20 protein-coding genes are annotated in these 19,836 nt (G+C 37.8%); all 20 read right to left on the bottom strand.

The features are described from left to right. Positions 1-324: 324 nt before the first annotated feature. Positions 325-1,692, bottom strand: coding sequence for a DNA repair protein RadA (gene radA / locus LBD46_04085; protein ID MDR2426343.1), 1,368 nt, complete (start codon positions 1,690-1,692; stop codon positions 325-327). A gap of 295 nt (positions 1,693-1,987) precedes the next feature. Then, a complete protein-coding gene (locus LBD46_04080; GenBank protein MDR2426342.1) occupies positions 1,988-3,340 on the bottom strand; it encodes an MlaD family protein in 1,353 nt (450 codons plus the stop codon). Beyond that, positions 3,337-4,107: an ABC transporter ATP-binding protein gene (locus LBD46_04075; GenBank protein MDR2426341.1), complete on the bottom strand. Its 771-nt coding sequence runs from the start codon at positions 4,105-4,107 to the stop codon at positions 3,337-3,339. Before LBD46_04075 ends, LBD46_04080 begins: the two co-directional genes overlap by 4 nt. 108 nt (positions 4,108-4,215) lie before the next feature. Beyond that, positions 4,216-5,040, bottom strand: coding sequence for an ABC transporter permease (locus LBD46_04070; GenBank protein MDR2426340.1), 825 nt, complete (start codon positions 5,038-5,040; stop codon positions 4,216-4,218). Between the two features lie 2 nt (positions 5,041-5,042). After that, entirely contained in the window at positions 5,043-6,206 is a 1,164-nt protein-coding gene (alr, locus tag LBD46_04065) for an alanine racemase (GenBank protein MDR2426339.1), read from the bottom strand. 40 nt (positions 6,207-6,246) lie between these two features. Continuing rightward, on the bottom strand, positions 6,247-7,620 hold the full coding sequence (gene dnaB / locus LBD46_04060; GenBank protein ID MDR2426338.1) for a replicative DNA helicase: 1,374 nt from the start codon (positions 7,618-7,620) through the stop codon (positions 6,247-6,249). 67 nt (positions 7,621-7,687) lie between these two features. Continuing rightward, on the bottom strand, positions 7,688-8,137 hold the full coding sequence (gene rplI, locus LBD46_04055) for a 50S ribosomal protein L9 (GenBank protein MDR2426337.1): 450 nt from the start codon (positions 8,135-8,137) through the stop codon (positions 7,688-7,690). A 29-nt stretch (positions 8,138-8,166) separates the two neighbouring features. Continuing rightward, positions 8,167-8,370, bottom strand: coding sequence for a 30S ribosomal protein S18 (gene rpsR / locus LBD46_04050; protein MDR2426336.1), 204 nt, complete (start codon positions 8,368-8,370; stop codon positions 8,167-8,169). A gap of 110 nt (positions 8,371-8,480) precedes the next feature. Continuing rightward, on the bottom strand, positions 8,481-8,945 hold the full coding sequence (locus tag LBD46_04045) for a single-stranded DNA-binding protein (protein MDR2426335.1): 465 nt from the start codon (positions 8,943-8,945) through the stop codon (positions 8,481-8,483). Next, positions 8,911-9,282: a 30S ribosomal protein S6 gene (rpsF, locus tag LBD46_04040; protein ID MDR2426334.1), complete on the bottom strand. Its 372-nt coding sequence runs from the start codon at positions 9,280-9,282 to the stop codon at positions 8,911-8,913. Before rpsF ends, LBD46_04045 begins: the two co-directional genes overlap by 35 nt. A 710-nt stretch (positions 9,283-9,992) precedes the next feature. Then, positions 9,993-10,868, bottom strand: coding sequence for a glucose-1-phosphate thymidylyltransferase RfbA (gene rfbA, locus LBD46_04035; protein MDR2426333.1), 876 nt, complete (start codon positions 10,866-10,868; stop codon positions 9,993-9,995). A 45-nt stretch (positions 10,869-10,913) separates the two neighbouring features. Next, the gene (locus tag LBD46_04030; protein ID MDR2426332.1) at positions 10,914-12,119 is read right to left on the bottom strand and encodes a hypothetical protein; all 1,206 of its coding nucleotides are present in this window, start codon (positions 12,117-12,119) and stop codon (positions 10,914-10,916) included. After that, positions 12,109-12,747 carry a hypothetical protein gene (locus LBD46_04025; GenBank protein ID MDR2426331.1) on the bottom strand — a complete coding sequence of 213 codons (639 nt, stop codon included), beginning with the start codon at positions 12,745-12,747 and terminating at the stop codon, positions 12,109-12,111. The genes LBD46_04030 and LBD46_04025 overlap by 11 nt, the downstream gene beginning before the upstream one ends. Then, complete coding sequence (locus tag LBD46_04020; protein ID MDR2426330.1) at positions 12,744-12,980, bottom strand: hypothetical protein; 237 nt, start codon at positions 12,978-12,980, stop codon at positions 12,744-12,746. The genes LBD46_04025 and LBD46_04020 overlap by 4 nt, the downstream gene beginning before the upstream one ends. Before the next feature lie 2 nt (positions 12,981-12,982). Then, positions 12,983-13,702, bottom strand: coding sequence for a type II and III secretion system protein (locus LBD46_04015; protein ID MDR2426329.1), 720 nt, complete (start codon positions 13,700-13,702; stop codon positions 12,983-12,985). Further along, positions 13,699-14,763, bottom strand: a complete 1,065-nt coding sequence (gcvT, locus tag LBD46_04010; GenBank protein ID MDR2426328.1) for a glycine cleavage system aminomethyltransferase GcvT — start codon at positions 14,761-14,763, stop codon at positions 13,699-13,701. Before gcvT ends, LBD46_04015 begins: the two co-directional genes overlap by 4 nt. A gap of 1 nt (position 14,764) precedes the next feature. After that, positions 14,765-16,102: an NAD(P)/FAD-dependent oxidoreductase gene (locus LBD46_04005; protein ID MDR2426327.1), complete on the bottom strand. Its 1,338-nt coding sequence runs from the start codon at positions 16,100-16,102 to the stop codon at positions 14,765-14,767. Positions 16,103-16,123: 21 nt separating this feature from the next. Beyond that, positions 16,124-17,542, bottom strand: a complete 1,419-nt coding sequence (locus LBD46_04000; protein MDR2426326.1) for an NCS2 family permease — start codon at positions 17,540-17,542, stop codon at positions 16,124-16,126. Positions 17,543-17,645: 103 nt separating this feature from the next. Beyond that, complete coding sequence (locus LBD46_03995; GenBank protein MDR2426325.1) at positions 17,646-19,355, bottom strand: proline--tRNA ligase; 1,710 nt, start codon at positions 19,353-19,355, stop codon at positions 17,646-17,648. 7 nt (positions 19,356-19,362) lie between these two features. Continuing rightward, entirely contained in the window at positions 19,363-19,827 is a 465-nt protein-coding gene (greA, locus tag LBD46_03990; protein MDR2426324.1) for a transcription elongation factor GreA, read from the bottom strand. Between the last annotated feature and the right edge of the window lie 9 nt (positions 19,828-19,836).

Below are 19,836 nucleotides of genomic sequence, written 5' to 3'. Positions count from 1 at the left end.
TATATTATATTTAATATATAAAACACTTTCAAATAAGTTCGAGCTGCAATATACATACAGCTACATGCTTGAGAAACGAAGAAGAATCAAATTTTTTAAATTTATACTCCGCTGTAGTAAACGAATTTCAATTCTGATTTCGACTAAATATCATTTTATTGGAGTTTTATATATTATCATTTATCGTAATTTTATAATTTTACCGCTCATGAGGCTGTTGGCAGGCTTTCGGTTTTGGAAAATAAAAAATCAAAGTAAGAGTAAACAATTCCTAATTCTACTGAATTATGAAAAATTTGATAAATGACCGCTCTTCAAATTCCATCAGGCTCGCAATATTTTTATCGCTTTTTCCAAAGTTTCGGTTCCGAAAACTTCGATTTTGCCTTTGTAGGATAAATTTTTCAAATTGCCTTTGGGGATTATTGCTTTTTTAAAGCCGAGTTTTTCCGCTTCGGAAAGCCTTTCGGCTGCAAGAACAACAGAACGGATCTCACCGGCTAAGCCGACTTCCCCAAAAACTATCATATCTTTAAGACATACGAATCCGGAATTTGCCGAAACTATCGTACATGCGGCCGCCAAATCTGCTGCAGTTTCTTTGATTTTAACGCCACCTGCTATATTTACAAAAATATCCTGCATTTCAAGTGGCATATCCAGCATTTTTTCTAAAACAGCAATTAATATTGTAATTCTGCTAGCGTCATAACCTGATACCATTCGGCGCGGTATGCCGAAACTTGTTCTTGTGGTAAGAGCTTGCACTTCAAGAAGAAGCGGCCTTGTGCCTTCCATCGAAACTGTGATGATACTTCCGGGCGCGCTGACTGTACGTTCTCCTAAAAAAATAAGTGAAGGGTTTGAAACTTCGACAAGCCCCGAAGAGTTCATTTCAAAAATACCTATTTCACTTGTAGGTCCGAAACGGTTTTTATAGGCTCTTAAAATTCTGTAAATATGTTGTCTTTCATTTTCGAAATATAAAACTGTATCAACAATATGTTCCAAAACCCGCGGGCCAGCTAAATCGCCTTCTTTTGTGATATGCCCTAAAAGAAAAATCGTAATATTTTTAGATTTTGCAATTCTGAGAAGCTCTGCGGCAGTCTCTCTGACCTGTCCGACTGTTCCAGACGCTCCAGAAAGTTCCGGGTGATAAGTGGTTTGTATGGAATCTATTATTAAAAATTTTGGCTCAATTCTATTTACCGCATCAATAATGTTTTTCAGATTCGTCTCCGAAGCAAGAAAAATATTATCCTTGTTCACTTTCAGACGTTCCGCTCTGGACTTAACCTGCGATAAAGATTCTTCTCCCGAGATATAAAGAACAGTACCGATATTGCTCAAAGCCCCCGATACATGAAGCATAAGCGTGGATTTACCTATTCCTGGAGCTCCGCCCAAAAGAATTAGAGAGCCGGGAACAACCCCGCCGCCAATCATATTGTCAAACTCTTTTATTCCGCTAACATGCCTTTTAAAATCTTTTACAGATATGTCTTTAAGCTTTAAAACATCGGAAGAAAACCCTGTAAGCTGCCCGAAATGTCCCGCTGTGCAAGAAGTAAACTTCTCTTCGGCAAAGCTGTTCCACGAATTACACCCTGGACATTTTCCCAGCCACTGTGCGGATTCATACCCACATTGCTGGCATAAAAATTTTATTTTAGATTTTTTCTTTTTCATACATATATACCTGTTATACTAAACTCATTTCTGTAAACTGTTGTTTCTTTTTGCTAAAAACAAAAATGGCGCTGATAGCAGCGCCAAAATTAAAAGCAATACTTTTGTGAGCATGCTGCGCCATATTTATTTTGTTTTACATATTCCGATAACATTGGTTTTTCTATCAAATTGTCTAAGACTTAAAACAAAACTCAGAAATCCCATCTGTATTTTAAAGTTGTCAAATTCGGTCACTTTAAAATTATGTGACCAAAAATTCAAGAGTTGTACACGCTTGTATCCAATTCTTGACTTATCTTGTTGCTACTGCGGCTATGCTTGCTATGCCCAGAATCGCGGCTATATCGGGATCGTCGATTTCTATTTTTATATACGGAGTAACTGCGGTTTTGTAGAGGGCGTCTTCAACCATTACGCCAGCATAGAGCCATTTTGTAAAACCGAATCTTAACCCGGCGTCTATTTCCGGTCGTTTATCACTGCGTCCAAAATTATAAGCGTTTAAATGAAATTGCATTTTTTTGTAAGGAGCATAGACAGGTTCAAAAAAAGAATAGCCAATTCCGCCACCGGCTTTACCGCGCAAAATTCCGCCGTATATTTCAAATTTATTAAATCTGAAACCCATCAAAGCTTCCAGCGTGTTTATCGTATTACGTTCCTCGCGGTCTTTCACATCGCTGCTGTCTGAAACATTTGCTATACCGACATAATAAAATTTGTCATCATTGGGCATTATGGTTATGCCGAGATCGTTACGCATTTTCTCATCTTTAAGATTATATCTTCCCGCATAATTCCAGCTGAGTTTCAGTTTGCTCGACTTACCTATAGTTTTGTTCAAACCTTCGGCTAGGCTTTTTGCCGAAGCAAGCGTTTCTTTTGCATTTGTTATCGTATCTTTAAGATCTTTGCTCATATCTTCATCGCCTATAATAGTCGCGAGTGGTCCGTTGCCATCATAAATTTTTGAGGTAATCATATCTATTTTGTTTATTATGTCTTTTATTGCGGCAAAAGTATCTCTTATGTCATTTTTATTTTGCTCAGTAATTTCGGCAAGATTATAAGAAAACTTATTTATATTTTCTATTGACGAAACTATTTTCGCATTTTGTGAGGAAATGCTGCTGATTATGGATTTTAAATCGCATATTGAATCGGCCAAGTTGTCTATCATATCGCCGTTTTTGCCATCTTTAGACATCGAATCTACGACGGAACTTATTTTGTCGGCAATTTTTTCTATTGTTTGTTCAAGAGAGCCTCTTTCACTTTTTAATATTGTATCTCCATCTTTTAGGATTGGAAAAGAAGAATCGCCAGGATGAATTTCTATATATTTTGTACCTACTATGCCCATTGAAACTATATTTGCAGTAGCGTTTTGATAAAGAGGTACTTTTGCGTTTATTACAAGGCATAAACGCGCTTTGTTTTCATAAAGGCTGACGCCTCTCATGTCGCCTATGTCAACACCGGCAAGTTTGACTTTTGCTTTTTTTGTAAGACCGGACGCATTGTCAAATAAAACATATATCTTATACTTTTTTCCAAACGAAAAGTTACCTATCATAATCATTGAAATCACAATCGCAAACAATCCTAGTGTGACAAAAGTTCCCAGTTTAATTTTATTATTCATATTTCTTCCAAATCAAATGTTCTGTCAGTTTTGATAGGTCCTTGACTGGACCCTTCAATAAACTGTTTTACCACCGGATTCTTCGTATTTTTCGTTTCTTCAGTCGTACCCGTAAAGATAATTTCACCTTTGTAAAGCATTATTATTCTGTCGGCTATTTTGTATGCGGATTTCATATCATGTGTTACTACTATTGACGTAACTTTCAAATGTTGTCTCAAATTTATTATCAAATCGCTTATAACGTCCGACATTATCGGGTCAAGTCCAGTTGTAGGTTCATCATAAAAAATATATTTAGGCTGATAAGCTATTGCTCTGGCAAGCCCCGCCCTTTTTTTCATTCCTCCTGAAAGTTCAGAAGGTTTAAGCTTTTCGACATTATTCAAACCTACCATATGAAGACACTGCACAACTCTTTTTGATATTTCTTTGTCATTAAGCTTGGTGAGCGTCCTCAATCCAAAAGCTACGTTTTCTTCAATAGTCAGCGAATCAAAAAGAGCGGATTCCTGAAAAACGTAGCCAAGCTTTTTTTGTATCTCCTGCAACTCTTTCGAAGAACATGATGTTATTTCTACGCCATCAATGTGTATCAGTCCTACGGTCGGTTTGACAAGCCCTACTATATTTTTAAGCAGAATACTTTTTCCCGTTCCGGACGCTCCGATAATTACAAGTGTTTCTCCGTCATAAACGTCAAAATTTATACCGCAGAGCACCCGTTTATTTCCGAACGATTTATTTAAATTCTCCACTTTTATCATTTGTATATTCTATATCTTTTTGACTTTTTTTACTAACCAAAATTATTTTATTTCATAAATACATACAAAAACTCCAAAAAATTTTTACGTCCATCTTTCATCAAACGACTATTTAATGCCCAGCGTCACAAGGATATCAGTAAGGAAATAATCCGATACCAGAATAAAAATCATAGACATCATCACAGAACTCGTCGTAGCCCTGCCTACTCCTTCGGCGCCACCATCGGTGGTAAACCCTTTATGGCAGGCTATTATCGCAATGATAAGTGCGAAAAAGAAAGATTTTATAAATCCGTGCAGAAACGTCTTGATTACCATAAATGCAAGAACGTCTTGCCAATATATCGCCGTGGGCACGTTCCATGTATGCACGGTCACGACAAGTCCGCCGTAAATACCTATAATGTTGGCGAGTGCAACAAGCAAAGGAAACATAAAAAAAAGAGCCAGAAAGCGAGGAACGGCCAAATATTTTATGGGATTCGTTCCCAAAGTATATAAAGCGTCAAGCTGTTCCGTAACTTTCATTGTACCTAGTTCCGCAGTAATCGCCGCTCCGACTCGTCCGCTTATAACGACAGCAGTAAGCACTGGACCAAGCTCTATCACAAGAGAAAAACCCGTAATTGTGCCGACGTAAACGGGTTCGTTAAAAAAATTGCTAGTAGAAGAACCTACCTGAAGAGCCAAAACCATTCCGGTAAAAAAAGATGTGAGCATTATAATCGGAAAAGATCTCCAGCCAACCTCAACCATCTGCGAAATCGTGCTTTTTATGGGTATCGCTCCTTTAAATATCCATTTAGCTGTTTCAAAAGTCATAGATGTGGCCTGTCCTATGCTTTCAAGCGCAGAATATAAAAAGCTAAGCTGCACTCTGGCTGTTTTTCTTGCAAACCTTCTTGCCTTAGCTGTATTTTTTATTATCATATTTATACAACAATCCTCGGAACGCGCGGAGATATGGCGCACGTTACCTCATAATTTACCGTGTCCTGTATTTTTGCCAGTTCATCGGCTTTTATTTGTTCTTTGCCCTGAGAGCCTATCAAAATCGATTCATCGCCTAAAGCCACACCTTTAACTTCGGTAACATCGATCATTGTCATATCCATAGTAACTCTTCCGATGATAGGACAGCGCTTGCCGCGTACCAAAACATCGCCTTTATTTGACAAAAGTCTGTTATATCCGTCCGCATATCCGACCGGGATGGTGGCTATCACCGAAGCTCTGTTAGTAACGTATGTTCTTCCATAACTGACGCAGAAGCCCGCAGTAACCCTTTTCATAAAAATAATTTTAGTTTTCCACGATAAAACAGGTTTAAGCGTTATAAACCGTTCAGCATATTTGAAAGGACTGAGACCGTAAAGACTTATTCCAGTCCGTACCATATCCAGATGCGTTCTTTTATTTCTAAATAATGCAGCGGAGTTTGCGGCATGAGCAATAAATTTTAACCCAAAGTTCGTTCTTGCATATTTTACGACTTTCAAAAAAGTGTCAAGCTGCTTTTGTGTAAATACAGGGTCGGTGTCGGCCACGGCAAAATGCGTATACATTCCGCTCATACTTATTTCCGGAGTCTGCGCGATTTTTTGTATTATCGGCAAAGCGGCATCAGGCAAAGCTCCTACCCTGCCCATACCCGTGTCTATTTCAAGATGAAAATTCAATTTCTTGTTGATCCTTATAGCAAGATCTTCTAATGCCAAAACACCGGCCATGCTGGAAAGTGTCGGAGTAAGAGAATGCGCAACGGCAACCGCAAGATTTGTTAAAGGAAATATGCTTCCCAAAACCAAAATATTTGTTTTTATTCCCGCCTCACGAAATTGTATTCCTTCGTCTATTGAAGATACACCTATGCTGTACACCCCGGCTTTTTGGGCCTCTTTTGCGAGAGCAATACCTCCGTGTCCGTAAGCATTCGCTTTTATCACGGGCATTATTTTTGTGTCTTTGGCTAAATACTCTTTGATTTTTTTGAGATTGAAGTGAAAATCGCTTTTATCCACTTCCACCCAATTATGGCGGAAAAATACGGGTTGTCTTCTTGGAACGGAAACTGCTGCGGGCGGTTTTGTTTTCATTGATAATTAACCTCTGTTTAAGTCCGTTTTTGTCAAACGGTTACAAATTATCTTCCCTCGCTGATTTATCTGAAAATCTTGTAAATTCACTTTCAAAAGTAAGGTCAACTTCACCTACGGGACCGTTTCTTTGTTTCCCTATTATAATGGTCGCATAATTTTTAACCTCTGGATCCGTTTTATTGTAATAGCCTTCTCTGTAAATAAAAGCTACTACATCGGCGTCTTGTTCTATGGCACCCGACTCTCTTAAATCCGAAAGCTGTGGCTTATTGTCTTTTCTCCCGCGCTCTTCAGTTTTTCTTGAAAGCTGGGAAAGAGCAATAACAGGAATATTTAAATCTCTTGCCAGCCCTTTAAGAGAACGTGAAATTTCGGCAATTTCCTGCTGGCGCGATTCGGAATTTCTGCCTGACCCGTGCATAATCTGTATATAGTCTATCAAAATTAAAGATAAAGGCGTTTTTTTTGCTTCAAGTTCCGTAGCTAGCCTTCTTGCTCTAGAGCGCAATTCCACTGCACTTATATCTGAGCTGTCATCTATATAAATAGGAGATTCCGATATTTTTTGTGCCGCCGTCGTAAGCCTGCTCCAATCCTTAGTCTCAAATCTGCCTTTTCTAAGATTGTGAGCGTTGACTCGTGAAAGCGAAGCCAGAAACCTCATCATGAGAAGCTCTTTTGACATTTCAAGTGAAAATATGGCAATGGGCTTCTTTTCTTCAAGAGCTACATGTTCGGCTATATTTAAGGCAAAAGACGTTTTTCCCATTGAAGGACGCGCCGCCAAAATTATAAGCTCCGATTTCTGAAGACCTGCGGTCATCGCGTCAAAATCCGTAAAACCGGTGCGCAGCCCCGGAATATCTTTTTTATCCGAATGTAGTTTTTCAAGATTTTTAAGCGTCGGCCTTACAAGTTCTGAAACCTTCGAGAATCCTTTATTGTTGTTCTGCTGTGAAATATTGAATAAAGCCGCCTGCGATTTGTCCAATACTTCATAAGGAGGATACTTTTCGTTAAAAGCTTCGTTGACTATGCTGGAACCTGCGTTGACAAGCTGCCTCAATATCGATTTATCTCGGATGATAGACGCATAATGCTCTACGTTTGCCGCCGTCTGCACAGAATCTATGAGAGAAGTCAAATAAGATGCGCCGCCAGCTTCGGCAAACATGCCGTTTTTTTTGAGCCTGTCCGAAAGAGTAATTATGTCAACAGGCTGATTTTCAAGATAAAGGTCGCGTGCGGTAACGAAAATCTGTCCGTGTATTTCTTTATAAAAATCTTTTTCGCTGATTATGTCTATGGCTTTGGTTATGGCTTCTTTTTCAATAAGCATAGCGCCTATGACTGCCATCTCCGCATCTATAGCCTGTGGTGGTACTTTTCCTATGATATTTGAACTTGCCATATAACCCCGCGTTTAAAAAAATAAGGTCTGCCGGCTCCGGGCCGGCAGACCTTATTATATAAAATTATTATTCTTTTTCGCTTGTCACGGAAAGTTTTATTTTAGCTATGACTTCAGGGTGAAGTCTTATGTTTATTTCATAAATTCCGAGATCTTTTATACTGTCTGAAAGAAGAATATCCCTTTTATTTACTTCAAATCCTTTTTCTTCAAAAAGCCGCGCAATATTTGCGCTTGTTACCGAACCAAAAACTTTACCATTGTCTCCGACTTTAACTTTTATGACGAATTCTGCGGCTTCTATCTGAGAAGCGGTTTCTTTGGCTTTATTTATTATTTCTTCTCTATGCTTTTCAAGCTTTACTCTTTCCCTTTCCCATACTTTAATATTTTGTGGGGTAGCTTCCATTGCAAGCTTTTGAGGCACAAGGTAATTTCTCACAAAACCTGCGGAAACGTCTTTTATCTCTCCTTGACGGCCGACATTAGTAATGTCAGACCTTAATATAACTTTCATTGTTTCCTCCGTGTACCTGCATACTCTTATTAATTAACCGTAAAAGGTATAAGCGCAAGCATTCTCGCTCTTTTAATCGCCGTATCGAGTTCTCTCTGATGTCTTGCACAAGTGCCCGTTATACGACCCGAAAGAATTTTGCCTCTTTCAGTTATAAAAGCGCTCAGCATACTTACATTTTTATAATCTATTTCAACTTTATCAGCGCAAAAACGACAGACTTTTTTTCTTATCGGTCCGCCCTTTTTGAACTTTCCTCCGGAACGCGGAGAACCTTCTGTCCCAGTCTTTGATACATGTCCGGCAGTTTTCTTTATAAACGCCATTTTACTCCTCCAATCGTTTAAAACGGTATATCTTCGTCTTCTTCGCCCGAAATTTCTGTTGAGGGCGCATAATTTAAATCGCCAAGAGACGGCTTTGCGCCTATAGTCGATTCCTGTTTTACTATAGAAAGAAACTGTACTCTCGAAGCTATAACTTCAAGCCGGCTTCTTTTTTGTCCGTCGTTCCCTTCCCACTTATTTGTCTGAAGTCTTCCTTCAACATGCACTGGAACGCCTTTTTTTAAACGCTCTCCGCATCTTTCCGCCTGATCTCCCCAAACAATAATCGGAACAAAAGTCGGATCGGCGTCTTTCCATTCACCCGTGACCTGATCTTTGTATCTCCTGCTTATCGCTATATCAAAAGAACAAACCGCTTTTCCCGTTGATGTACGACGAAGTTCTGGATCTCTTGTAAGCCTACCCACAAGCATAACGCTGTTCTGCTCAGGCAAGCGTAGGCTGCTCTGCTGTTGGTTCATCTTGTTTTACCTCCGGCCCCACCGCTTTAGGTTCATGTTTTGCGGCTACTTTTTTCTTCTCAACTTTAACCGTAAGAAATCTTATGATTCCGTCATTAAGCTTGAAAAAGTTTTCAATCGCAGAAACCATTTCGCCGTTGCCGCTTAATTCCATATAAACATAACTTCCTTCGCGGAATTTGTTTATATTATAAGCAAGCCTTTTTTTTCCAAGCTTTTGAACGGTCTTAACAATGCCGTTTGAAGATTCAATAATTTTGATTACTTTTCCGGTAAGTTCTTCTACTTTTTCTGCGGGCAACTCCGGAGAGCAAATAAACGTGCTCTCATAATTCATTTGATACACCTCCTTTCTGGATTTCCCTTGCGATTTTAATTCTAGGGGTTTAGCCTTATGCAAAGACATAAAGCAAAGTTTCAGGTTTATTGTTATATCAAATTCTATATTTTAATGCAAATCGTTTGTTTAAATGTACCAACCCAAAATTAAAACCAGACTGATAAAATACTTCGGAATTTTCACTTAATGTCTTGCTCTGTCATATCAAGGCAATATTGCTGCCGAAATATTAATTATATTCTGTAATTGATTCTTTACTTCATTTATTACACCGGTTTAGTCGTCATTGTGAGGCAGTTTTATCAACAAAACAATCTACGAATAAGAATGTTGTTTCTGTTAGCTTTCTGGATTGCTTTGTCATCGCTGTCGCTCCTCCCCTTAAGTGAGTTGAGGCTGGCAGATGGTATTAATGCTCAACAATATGTCAAAAGGGAAAGATAGATTACAAGAGGAACAGCAAGATAGATAATGTGGAAAATATGGTTGACAAATTAATTCTTAACGAATTAAAACTAAAAAGATGATAGGTTAAAATATGATTCAGCTGCGTAAGAAGTTCGGCAACAGGTAATAAAACAATAACTTTTGTTCCACATCATTTTTATATTTTATAAAATATATATTCTTTTCCACAAGTTTTTATATTTATTTTATTGATATATTATCATTCACTCTTGTCTTATCGTTAAAAATCATACAGTTCTCTATTCTTCCCTTATTAATCTGTCTAAATATTGCGCATAATCTTTTGGCAGACCTTGTGTAAGTTTTAACAACTGTTCAGCTGTAATATATTTCTTTCTGTAGGCTATTTCCTCAAGACATGATATCATGGAATTTTGTCTCTCCTCTATTGTTTTGATAAAAAGAGAGGCATCCAGAAGAGAATCATATGTTCCTGCATCAAGCCATGCATAACCTCTTCCCAATAATTCAACGCTTAATTTGCCGGTTTTTAAATAATGTTCATTAATATCAGTAATTTCAAATTCCCCGCGTTTTGAAGGTTTTATATTTTTTGCGATTTCTATTACATCATTATCATAAAAATATAACCCTGTTACAGCCCAATTCGATTTGGGGCTTTCCGGTTTTTCAGTTATAGAAACCGGGGTTTTATTTTTGTCCAATTCCACTATTCCATACCTTCCAGGATCTCTCACATAATAGGCAAAAACCGTCGCTCCTTCTTCTTTAGAAGCGGCTTTGACAAGAGTTTTTGGAAATCCATGCCCATAAAAAATATTGTCACCCAAAATCAACGCGACATCATCGCTTCCGATAAATTTTTCACCGATAATTAAAGCTTCGGCTATTCCGCGCGGCTGTTTTTGAAGTCCGTAATTTATGTTTAATCCAAACTTATTTCCAGTGCCGAATAACTTCTCTATCAGCGGAAGCGTTTCCTTATTTGAAATAATCAAAATGTCCCGTATTCCCGCAAGCATTAATACCGATAAAGGATAATAAATCATCGGCTTATTATAAACTGGTAAAAGCTGTTTACTGATGACGCTCGTAACCGGATACAATCTTGTCGCCCTGCCGCCAGCCAAAACTATACCTTTAGTTTTTTTCATTGAATTATTTTATCCCTTTTTATTTTGGAAATATTATAGCATTTATCAATCGACATCATCGCTTCTGTCTTCTTTATCTTTATAGGGAACTAGATGAGCATTCCATCCGCCGCCTTTGGCTTTTTCATAATTTTTTATCGGGGAATTACCCTCGCCTATCATTCCTTGTATGTAACGGGCTGAAAATGTCGCAGCTAAATGTATTCCCACTATGCCTCCAAAGAGCTTATTTATTTTAATACATTTAGCTGCCATTTCAATCATTAAATATCCATAAATCGGCACAAGTAAAAATTGTAACTCATTGCTTGGGAAACCTGTGAATTCACTTTCCTGACTTGGAAACATCGTACCTTTTGTATTATAAATAGCCGCAGCAGAAAAAACTGTTATCACTGGATATTCAATGCCCAGAAGTCCTGCAAATAAGGGGGTGTCATTTCTTTTAGGGAAAAGTTTCGTTAAAGACACTTTTATTTTTTGCTTATGTATATTGTCTCTGTCTGTAATATACCATGAATAATCAGATTTTGAATGAACTTTCATATCTTGAAACCCGCCGCATATTTCAAGTATGATTTCCAAAATAGGTTTAACTATAGTAGCCTCACTATCGCCGAGTTCATCTTTTATTAGTTCCAAAAGCTCGTATCCGGGAAATGGATTATATACAAAGTGAGGATAGTTTGAAAATTGTGTATTTATAGTTTTAATATAGGTGATACCTTTCATATTGCGTTTAAGTCCAAAATACTTTTCAGAAGCGGCTTTCGTAGGCATTTGCATAGGAGAAATTGTCAAAGCATATCCGTCAGCAACCGCACTTCCTACTGTTTTAACTTGATACAATGCGTGTAGCTGCATAGCTTCTTCCTGCGCAGCCTGCAAAAATTCTACAACTTTTTTCATTTTAGCAACGTCATCATCCAACGCTTTATGGAAAGTATTTTTTTTATAGTCTCCAAATACAAAAGCTCCTACGGAACTTGTATTGTATGAAGGCAGCTGAACGAGCGACGGAAGATTTCCAAGAGATAGGAGCGTACCTATAAGATAATTACATGAAGCGACAAAATTCATTGTTCTGGCTTTATGCGTGGAAATTGAAAGAGCGATATTGTCCGCCATATTCTGCATTATCATCCTGTCTCTGATGAGCTTTGCTATATTGAGCATCATTGCCCAGCTTATTACAAGGATCATCGTAAAGATAAGGAAATAATATAATGTCTGGCCTCTATTATTTTTCATAGAATTCCTTTGCCTCTGGATATGCCTTGTAATAAAACTCTTCATCAGGAGAAGTAACCATTCTATTTCTAGAAGACTGATATCTTCTTGCACCGCCGAAAATTATATCCTTTTTCGAGTTAAGCTTTGCAACTAAAGAGCCGAACATAACTCTGGTAAAATAATAAAATTTTACAGTGTAAGCGTCGATAACCATTCCCGAAAAATCATTGTATGCAGGTCTGTTTCTATCGTTTCTCTCCAAAGTAACACTCTTGTCTTCTTCATTATATCCTTCAGTAGTTTCATAGTCTTCATCAGAATTTTCCGAATCTCTATTTCTTCCAAAGTAATTTCGCACGGTGTTTTTATCAGAATAGACAAGATTGCTGGGAGTAAAAATACTTTTAATATTTGACAGCGGATAAAATAAAAACAAATAGTTCCTGACTCTTTCATAGGCTTCTTCTTCTCTTTTAGAAGATTTTGTAACTGCGGCAGAACGCATGGCAGTAAAGGCCGCTTCATTTGCGGACATATCGTCAACGACTATTATGCATACCTGTAAAAAAGAAAACATTATTACAGTCGTAAAGACTACTGTGAATAATGCTTCGACAAGCGATTGTCCGGAACTGTTTTTTCTCATTTCACATAATCCGTTTTTATCTTTCCAATCAAAGGCAAATCAACGTCTCCCGCGCCGGAAATTTTTGCCGATGTGGCAAGCGTTCCCGAATAAACGCCCGTTTTCTCATATCGTGTCTTCCAGACTTTTTTATACATCGTAAAAACTCCGCTTGACGCTGTAAACAAAACGATAAAAACAAGCAGAAATTCTACAAATGTCTGTCCTTTAGAGTTTAAAATTTTAGATTCCATTTTTACTGTTCAAGTATTTTGGTAGTGACAAAAATTAAAACATTCATTTTAGTTTTATTGTTTTTCTGCACGCTGAAAAGAGCGCCGAGAATCGGAATATCGCTTAAAATAGGTATGCCTTCTTTTGTAGTTCCTTTTGTAGTTTCTATAAGTCCCGCCAAAACCATAGTTTCGCCGTCTTTTAATTGAAGATGCGAAGCAGCCTCTCTTTTAGCTATAGATGGGTATCCGCTGACTGGCACATTATAATCAAGACGCGAAAGTTCAGTTTTTAATTTTATATCTATTCTGCTGTCGCTTAATACAATCGGAGTAATATCCATTATAATGCCGTATTCTTTCCACTCTATTTTACTTGTGCCTATTTCAGTAGCAACTATCGGAAACTCGCCTCCGACCATAAATCTTGCCGTAGTCGATGATTTTGTTACAATCTTCGGCTTTGACAACACCTCCGCCGCGCCCGCCGTTTCCAAGGCTTTTAAAGTCGCGGCATATTTTGTAACTCTTGCCCATTCACCTGATTCGATAATCGACGGTATTACTGTTTCTCCAGCGGAAGCTTCGCTAGGCCATTTAATTCCTAATTCCACGGATTTGTTTTCGTTTATTTCGGTTATCTCAATAGAGATTTCAACCATCTTTTCCAAAGTCGATAATTTTTGACCGTAAACAAAACTTATAAAAAATAATACGCTAATAACCGGAATTAATTTTTTCATTTTATCCTTCTATAAAAAGGTTTATTTACGATATACGCTTTCCTCTTATTATTGCGGATTTCTATTTCTATTTCGCAGCTACCGATATTAATATCGACAAATGCCAACCCTATCGCTTTTTTCAGCGTAGGAGAAAAAGTTCCGCTTGTAACATATCCCACTTCTTCGCCGACATAAAAAACTTTATTTCCATTCCTTGCTATTCCTCCGTCGCATTCAAAAGCAACGGATTTTTTTGAAGGCTTGTCTTTTATCACCAAAAGTTTATCCTTTCCTATAAAATTGTTTTTCCAGTATATAATTTTTTCAAAACCCGCGTCAATGGGGTTTATGTTTTCATCTATTTCATGTCCATGCAAAGGCATGCAGGATTCCAATCTTAAAGTATCGCGGCTGCCAAGTCCGCAGGGCTTTACTCCAAGCTTAATTAATTCGTCCCACAACATTTTCGACTGCTCTTTCGAAATAAAAATTTCAAAACCGTCTTCTCCCGTATATCCTGTTCTAGCGATTGCGCAAAACGAAGCGTTAATATTTTTTAATTTTAGAGGCGAACACATAAAATATTTTAAACTATCCGTGTCTGTTTCAGATAAAGTACGCATTATTGATGCGGATTGCTGTCCCTGTAAAGCCAAAAGACATATTTCCGCGCTTATATTTTTAAGTTCGGTATCGCCTGATTTCAAATTATCAAGCCACTGAAAATCTTTCTCCGCATTTCCGGCATTGACAACCACCATGTATTCGTTTTCGAATTTATAAATTACGATATCGTCTTTAATGCCTCCATCTTCATTTAAAATCATCGAATATTTGGCTTTCCCGCAGGGAAGGTTTTTCATATCAGAAACCGTAACTCTGTTTAAAAAATCTCCACTGTCTTTTCCTGAAATTATAAAAGTTCCCATATGCGAAGTATCGAAAATTCCACAATTGTTTCTGACGGCATTATGTTCTTCGATTATCGACGAATATTGCAGTGACATTTCCCAGCCGCTGAACTCAGTCATCTTTGCGCCGAGTTTTATGTGGCTTTCATACAAATAAGTTCTTTTCATTTTATTTCCTTTTTATAATTTCCGTACATTTGCCTAAGGCGTCTTCATAAGCGTTCAGCAGCCCTTCACTTAAAGAAGGGTGAAACAAGCTTTCCCTGTACATACGATTCATTTTACTTTTTAATACCACAGCGGCAGTATTGATAATTTCTTCCGCATGTACTCCGACAATCCAAAAGCCCAAAAGTTTTTTAGTATTTTTTTCTACAGCGCATTTTATAAATCCGACTCTCTCTCCCTCGATAAAAGCACGAGCGCTTGCCGTAAACGGAAATTTGCCATAGACAATGTCTTTGTAATCCTCAAAATCCGTAACTTTTACTGATGCGCACTGCGGTATTGAAAAAACAGCCTGAACAATAATAGAATCGCAGATTTTTATACTATTTCCTTTAACCGCGTTTTCCGCCGCAACCGCTCCTTCGTTTTGTGCGGTATAAGCAAGCAGATTTTTTCCGGTTATATCGCCGACGGCATAAATATTTTCAATATTTGTACGGCAGTATTCATCGGTTTTTATAAAACCTTTCTCATCGGTATTTATCGAAATGTCCTTAATATTAAGTTCACCGCAGGGAGTTCTTCCAGTAACGGCCAAAACTTTTTCAAAGCTGACCGCCATATCAGCTGCATTTTTGCATTCCGTCAACACTTCAATGCCCTGTCTTTGCATACTTTTCTTTATTTCTTCAGAAAGTTCGGCATCTTCTCCGGGAATCAGCCTATCGCGATATTCCGCAATCGTTACCTTACTGCCAAAACCCGCAAATATAGTTGACAGTTCAACACCTATAGCTCCGCCACCTATCACAAGAAGCGTCTGAGGTATCTCTTTAAGATTTAAAGCATGCGTTGAATCGATTATCTTGCCACCATCAAAATCAAGAGCTTTTATTGAAGACGGCTTTGTTCCCGAAGCGATTATGATTTTATCTGCATAAATTTCATTCTCTCCAGAAAGCACAGTATTATCGGTTTTAAAAGAAGCTCTGCCTTTGAGGAGGGTTATGCCGTAAGATGACAAAATCAGCTCCATACCTTTGCGAAGATTTGCTATATTTTTATCTTTTTTTGTAGCAATGTCCGCAAAAGAAAAAGGTTCCATATTTATTTTGAAACCATATTCGTAAGATTTTTGTATTTTTTGTTTTGTTTTAAGAGCCTGCCAGAAAAATTTGGTTGGAATGCAGCCGCAGTTTAGACACGTACCGCCAATTTCAGAGTTCTCGATTATGACAACTTTTGCACCAAGCTGAGCTGCCCTCACGGCAGCCGTAAAACCTCCGGGACCGCAACCTATAACTGCAATATCATATTTTTTTGCATTGATTTCTGACATTATTTTATATATTTGACAAGGTTATTTTCTGAACGCTGCTATCACAAAATTAATCAAAAATAGTAAAGCAACGCATGCAAGTATCGGATGTATTTCTTTTATTTTGCCTTTTACGGCTTTTATTATGCAGTAAAATATAAAGCCTGCGGCGATTCCATAACTTATGTTAAACGCAAATGACATAATCGCTATGGTTAAAAACGCCGGAATGGATTCTTCATAATCTTTCCAGTTTATCTTTGTTAATGATGACATCATAATAATTCCCACCATAATAAGTGCCGGCGCAGTAGCCTGCTGGGGAACTAGGCTGAAAAGTCCAGAAAAAGGAAGACATAACAAAAACAAAACAGCAATAACAACGCCCGTCAACCCTGTTCTGCCGCCTATTGATATTCCCGAAGCGCTTTCGACATAGCTTGTAACACTGCTCGTGCCAAACAGCCCGCAAACTGCACTTGCTATGCCATCGGCAAATAAAGCTTTTTCAAATTTCGTGCTAAAACCTTTTTTTTCCACAACCGATTTTTCGTCTGAATCGCTGAAGATTCCACTTATTTTTCCAGTTCCTATAAAAGTGCCTATGGCATCAAAAGTTATTGATAAAAATAAAGCCAAAGATGCGATAACAGTAAGAATTATTTTATTTAAATCCGAGAAAAGAGAAGGAAATCCTGAGCTGCTAAATGCCGCAAAAGCAACTTTATTTAAAGACGATATTGCTTTTAAATCAAATAATTTTACTTCGGAAATATTCACTATTCCCAAAGGTATGCCCGCAAGCGTCGTCAAAATAATACCTATAAAAATCGCTCCTTTTACGCGTTTTACTACAAGTATCATCATAATTATGAGTCCTATAAGTCCGAGCACTGCATGCGGATTATTAAAAATTGCCAAAGCAGGTGTGGCGGAACTGTTTGAAATAACGCTGCCATTTGCAAGCACACTATAACTTCCGGAATCAAAAAGAAAAGTAAGAAAAGACGCGTTTTTTAAACCTATATACGCTATAAACATTCCTATACCGCAGCTTATGGAATCTTTTAAAAAATCTGGTATGGCATAGACGATTGTTTTTCTGAGTTTCGTTACTGTTATGATAACTATAAGCAACCCGCATATGAAAACTATCGCTAAAGCTTCCTGCCATGAAAAACCTATTTGTTTGCACAAAGTATACGTAAAAAAAGCGTTTAACCCCATTCCCGGTGCAAGACCAAAAGGCACATTAGCATATAAAGCGACAAGCAACGTTCCGAAAGCGGCAGCAAGGATGGTCGCAACAAATACGCCATTCCAAGACATTCCCTGATTTATCGAAAGAATAGACGGATTTACAAAAATGATATATGCCATTGTAAAAAACGTAGTAAGACCCGCAAGAATTTCAGTTGTTATGGTAGTATTATTTTCTTTCAGTTTAAAAAAATCTTTCATCTGATCTCCCTTTATACTTAAAAAACATAATGCATATTCTTTTATATGCCACAGGCTTTTCTTCAAACAAATAAACCTACAACTCCGGTATAAGAATTTATTCCTATTTGCCGTATATTTTTAAAATTTCGTTTACAGCTTCTTGTGGAGTCAACAATTTAATGGAATTTTTATCATCTCTTCTGGACTTGAGTTCAACTTTTCCAATGGCAAGATTTTTTTCGCCGATTGTTATTCTATAAGGTATGCCTATCAAGTCCGCATCTTTAAACTTAATTCCGGCTCTTTCGTCTCTGTCGTCTATCAAAATGTCAATGCCTTTTAGCGAAAGTTCATTATTAATCTTTTCAACGACTTCTTTTATCTTTTCATCATCATAATTAACCGATATGATTATAACTTCAAAAGGCGCCATATTGTCAGGCCATATTATGCCATCATCGTCATGCGATTGTTCAATCGTTGCCGCAAGAATCCTCGTAAGCCCTATTCCGTAACAACCCATAACTATAAAATTTTCTTTTCCGTTTGTATCTAAATACGAGACGTTCATGGACTTAGAATATTTTGTTCCGAGCTTAAATATATGTCCGATTTCAATGCCTCTCGAAAAAGACACTTTGTTTTTTTTGCATCTCGGACAGACGGCTCCTTCGGTTATTTTTCTTAAATCGGCAGTCGCATCATATTTAAAATCCCTGTTTATATTTACATTTTTCAAATGGTAATCTTTTTTATTGGCTCCGATTACGGCATTTACGATATTCAATACGGAAAGATCGGCGATAATTTTTACTTTTTCTTTTAAGTTTACAGGACCTGCAAATCCCAAAGGAGCACCGGTAATTTTGTTTATTGCTGCTTCGTCTGCCAGATTCAGTTCCGTACAGCATAAAAATGTTTGAAGCTTAACTTCATTCACTTCAAAATCGCCTCTTATCAATATAATTACGGCTTCGCCATCAGCGGAATATATCATCGTTTTTATAAATTTGTCCGGCGATACATTTAAAAATTTAGACACTTCTTCAACCGAGCCTATGCTAGGAGTTAAAACTTCTTCCATTTCAAGCATTTCAGAAATATCTGTTTCGCAGGTCATACATTCGGCTTTTTCCGTATTCGCCCCGTAACCACATGTACACCAAACTATTTCTTCTTCGCCGGTTTGTGCAAGAACCATAAATTCATGCGAAAAAGAACCTCCGATTGCTCCTGAAGCAGCTTCAACCGCGCGGAATTTAAAACCGCATCTGGCACATATGTTAGCATAGGCTTCAAACGCTCTTTTATAATATTTCTCCAAATCCGCTTCATCCGTATGAAAAGAGTATCCGTCTTTCATTATGAACTCTCTTGAACGCATTACCCCGAATCTCGGACGTATTTCATCTCTGAACTTTCTGCCAAACTGATAGAGCATTATCGGAAGCTGTTTATAGGATTTAATATCTTTTCTTATCAAATCCGTTATGCATTCTTCCGCTGTTGGAGAAAGACAAAATTCAGCGTCTTTTCTGTCTTTTAACCTAAAAAGTTCTTTTCCGTAAACGTTCCATCTTCCGGTTTCAATCCACAATTCTTTCGGAAATATGAGAGGCAGCAACACTTCCTGCCCGTCAATCGCATTCATTTCTTCACGTATTATATTTTCGACTTTCCTCAATACCCTGAGACCCAAAGGAAGAAATTCGTAAAGTCCAGAAGCCACTTTGCGTATCATTCCGGATCTTATCATAAGCTTTGCCGACACTGTGTCCGCATCCGAAGGAGCCTCTCTCAAAGTGGGTATAAGCATTTTAGAAAAATACATTTTTCCTCTATCTCCTAATCTTCAATATCTTGAATTTCGCTTTGCCTGCAGGCAGTTCGACCTTGCAGGTTTCACCTTCTTTGTGTCCGAGCAAACCCTGCACAAGCGGGGACTGAACTGAAATTTTGTTTTCGGACGGATTTGCTTCTTCAAGATCGACTATAGTATATTCGTATTCGTCTCCATCTTCGTCTAGTATGGTAACCGTAACGCCTATAAAAACTTTATCCGCATCAATGTGTAAGTCTTCTACTATTTTTGACCTTGATATTTTTGAATCGATTTCGGCTATGCGTCTCATAAGATTCGTAAGCGTTTCTTTAGCCGCATGATATTCGGCATTTTCCCTTAAATCTCCGTGCTCTCTTGCACGCGCAATTTCATCCTGTATAAGCGGTTTTCTTTTTTGAAGCTCTTCAAGCTCTTTTATCAGTTTTTCTCTACCTTCTCTTGTCAAATAAATGTCTGCCATTTTATTTAC

It is taken from the genome of Candidatus Endomicrobium procryptotermitis (assembly GCA_031279415.1).
GTDB lineage: Bacteria > Elusimicrobiota > Endomicrobiia > Endomicrobiales > Endomicrobiaceae > Endomicrobium_B > Endomicrobium_B procryptotermitis.
The sequence above is the reverse complement of the archived record's forward strand: the minus strand, read 5'-3'. Positions and strand labels throughout refer to the sequence as shown.

Bases quoted from the DNA above. Each gene is read 5' to 3' on its own strand.
- LBD46_04000 (MDR2426326.1), bottom strand. From the start codon at position 17,542: ATGAAAGATTTTTTTAAACTGAAAGAAAATAATACTACCATAACAACT.
- LBD46_04005 (MDR2426327.1), bottom strand. From the start codon at position 16,102: ATGTCAGAAATCAATGCAAAAAAATATGATATTGCAGTTATAGGTTGC.
- LBD46_04030 (MDR2426332.1), bottom strand. From the start codon at position 12,119: ATGAAAAATAATAGAGGCCAGACATTATATTATTTCCTTATCTTTACG.
- LBD46_04075 (MDR2426341.1), bottom strand. From the start codon at position 4,107: ATGATAAAAGTGGAGAATTTAAATAAATCGTTCGGAAATAAACGGGTG.
- greA (MDR2426324.1), bottom strand. From the start codon at position 19,827: ATGGCAGACATTTATTTGACAAGAGAAGGTAGAGAAAAACTGATAAAA.
- radA (MDR2426343.1), bottom strand. From the start codon at position 1,692: ATGAAAAAGAAAAAATCTAAAATAAAATTTTTATGCCAGCAATGTGGG.
- alr (MDR2426339.1), bottom strand. From the start codon at position 6,206: ATGAAAACAAAACCGCCCGCAGCAGTTTCCGTTCCAAGAAGACAACCC.
- rpsF (MDR2426334.1), bottom strand. From the start codon at position 9,282: ATGAATTATGAGAGCACGTTTATTTGCTCTCCGGAGTTGCCCGCAGAA.
- rplI (MDR2426337.1), bottom strand. From the start codon at position 8,137: ATGAAAGTTATATTAAGGTCTGACATTACTAATGTCGGCCGTCAAGGA.
- gcvT (MDR2426328.1), bottom strand. From the start codon at position 14,763: ATGAAAAGAACTTATTTGTATGAAAGCCACATAAAACTCGGCGCAAAG.
- LBD46_04080 (MDR2426342.1), bottom strand. From the start codon at position 3,340: ATGAATAATAAAATTAAACTGGGAACTTTTGTCACACTAGGATTGTTT.
- LBD46_03995 (MDR2426325.1), bottom strand. From the start codon at position 19,355: ATGTATTTTTCTAAAATGCTTATACCCACTTTGAGAGAGGCTCCTTCG.
- LBD46_04070 (MDR2426340.1), bottom strand. From the start codon at position 5,040: ATGATAATAAAAAATACAGCTAAGGCAAGAAGGTTTGCAAGAAAAACA.
- LBD46_04020 (MDR2426330.1), bottom strand. From the start codon at position 12,980: ATGGAATCTAAAATTTTAAACTCTAAAGGACAGACATTTGTAGAATTT.
- rfbA (MDR2426333.1), bottom strand. From the start codon at position 10,868: ATGAAAAAAACTAAAGGTATAGTTTTGGCTGGCGGCAGGGCGACAAGA.
- dnaB (MDR2426338.1), bottom strand. From the start codon at position 7,620: ATGGCAAGTTCAAATATCATAGGAAAAGTACCACCACAGGCTATAGAT.
- LBD46_04045 (MDR2426335.1), bottom strand. From the start codon at position 8,945: ATGAACCAACAGCAGAGCAGCCTACGCTTGCCTGAGCAGAACAGCGTT.
- LBD46_04025 (MDR2426331.1), bottom strand. From the start codon at position 12,747: ATGAGAAAAAACAGTTCCGGACAATCGCTTGTCGAAGCATTATTCACA.
- LBD46_04015 (MDR2426329.1), bottom strand. From the start codon at position 13,702: ATGAAAAAATTAATTCCGGTTATTAGCGTATTATTTTTTATAAGTTTT.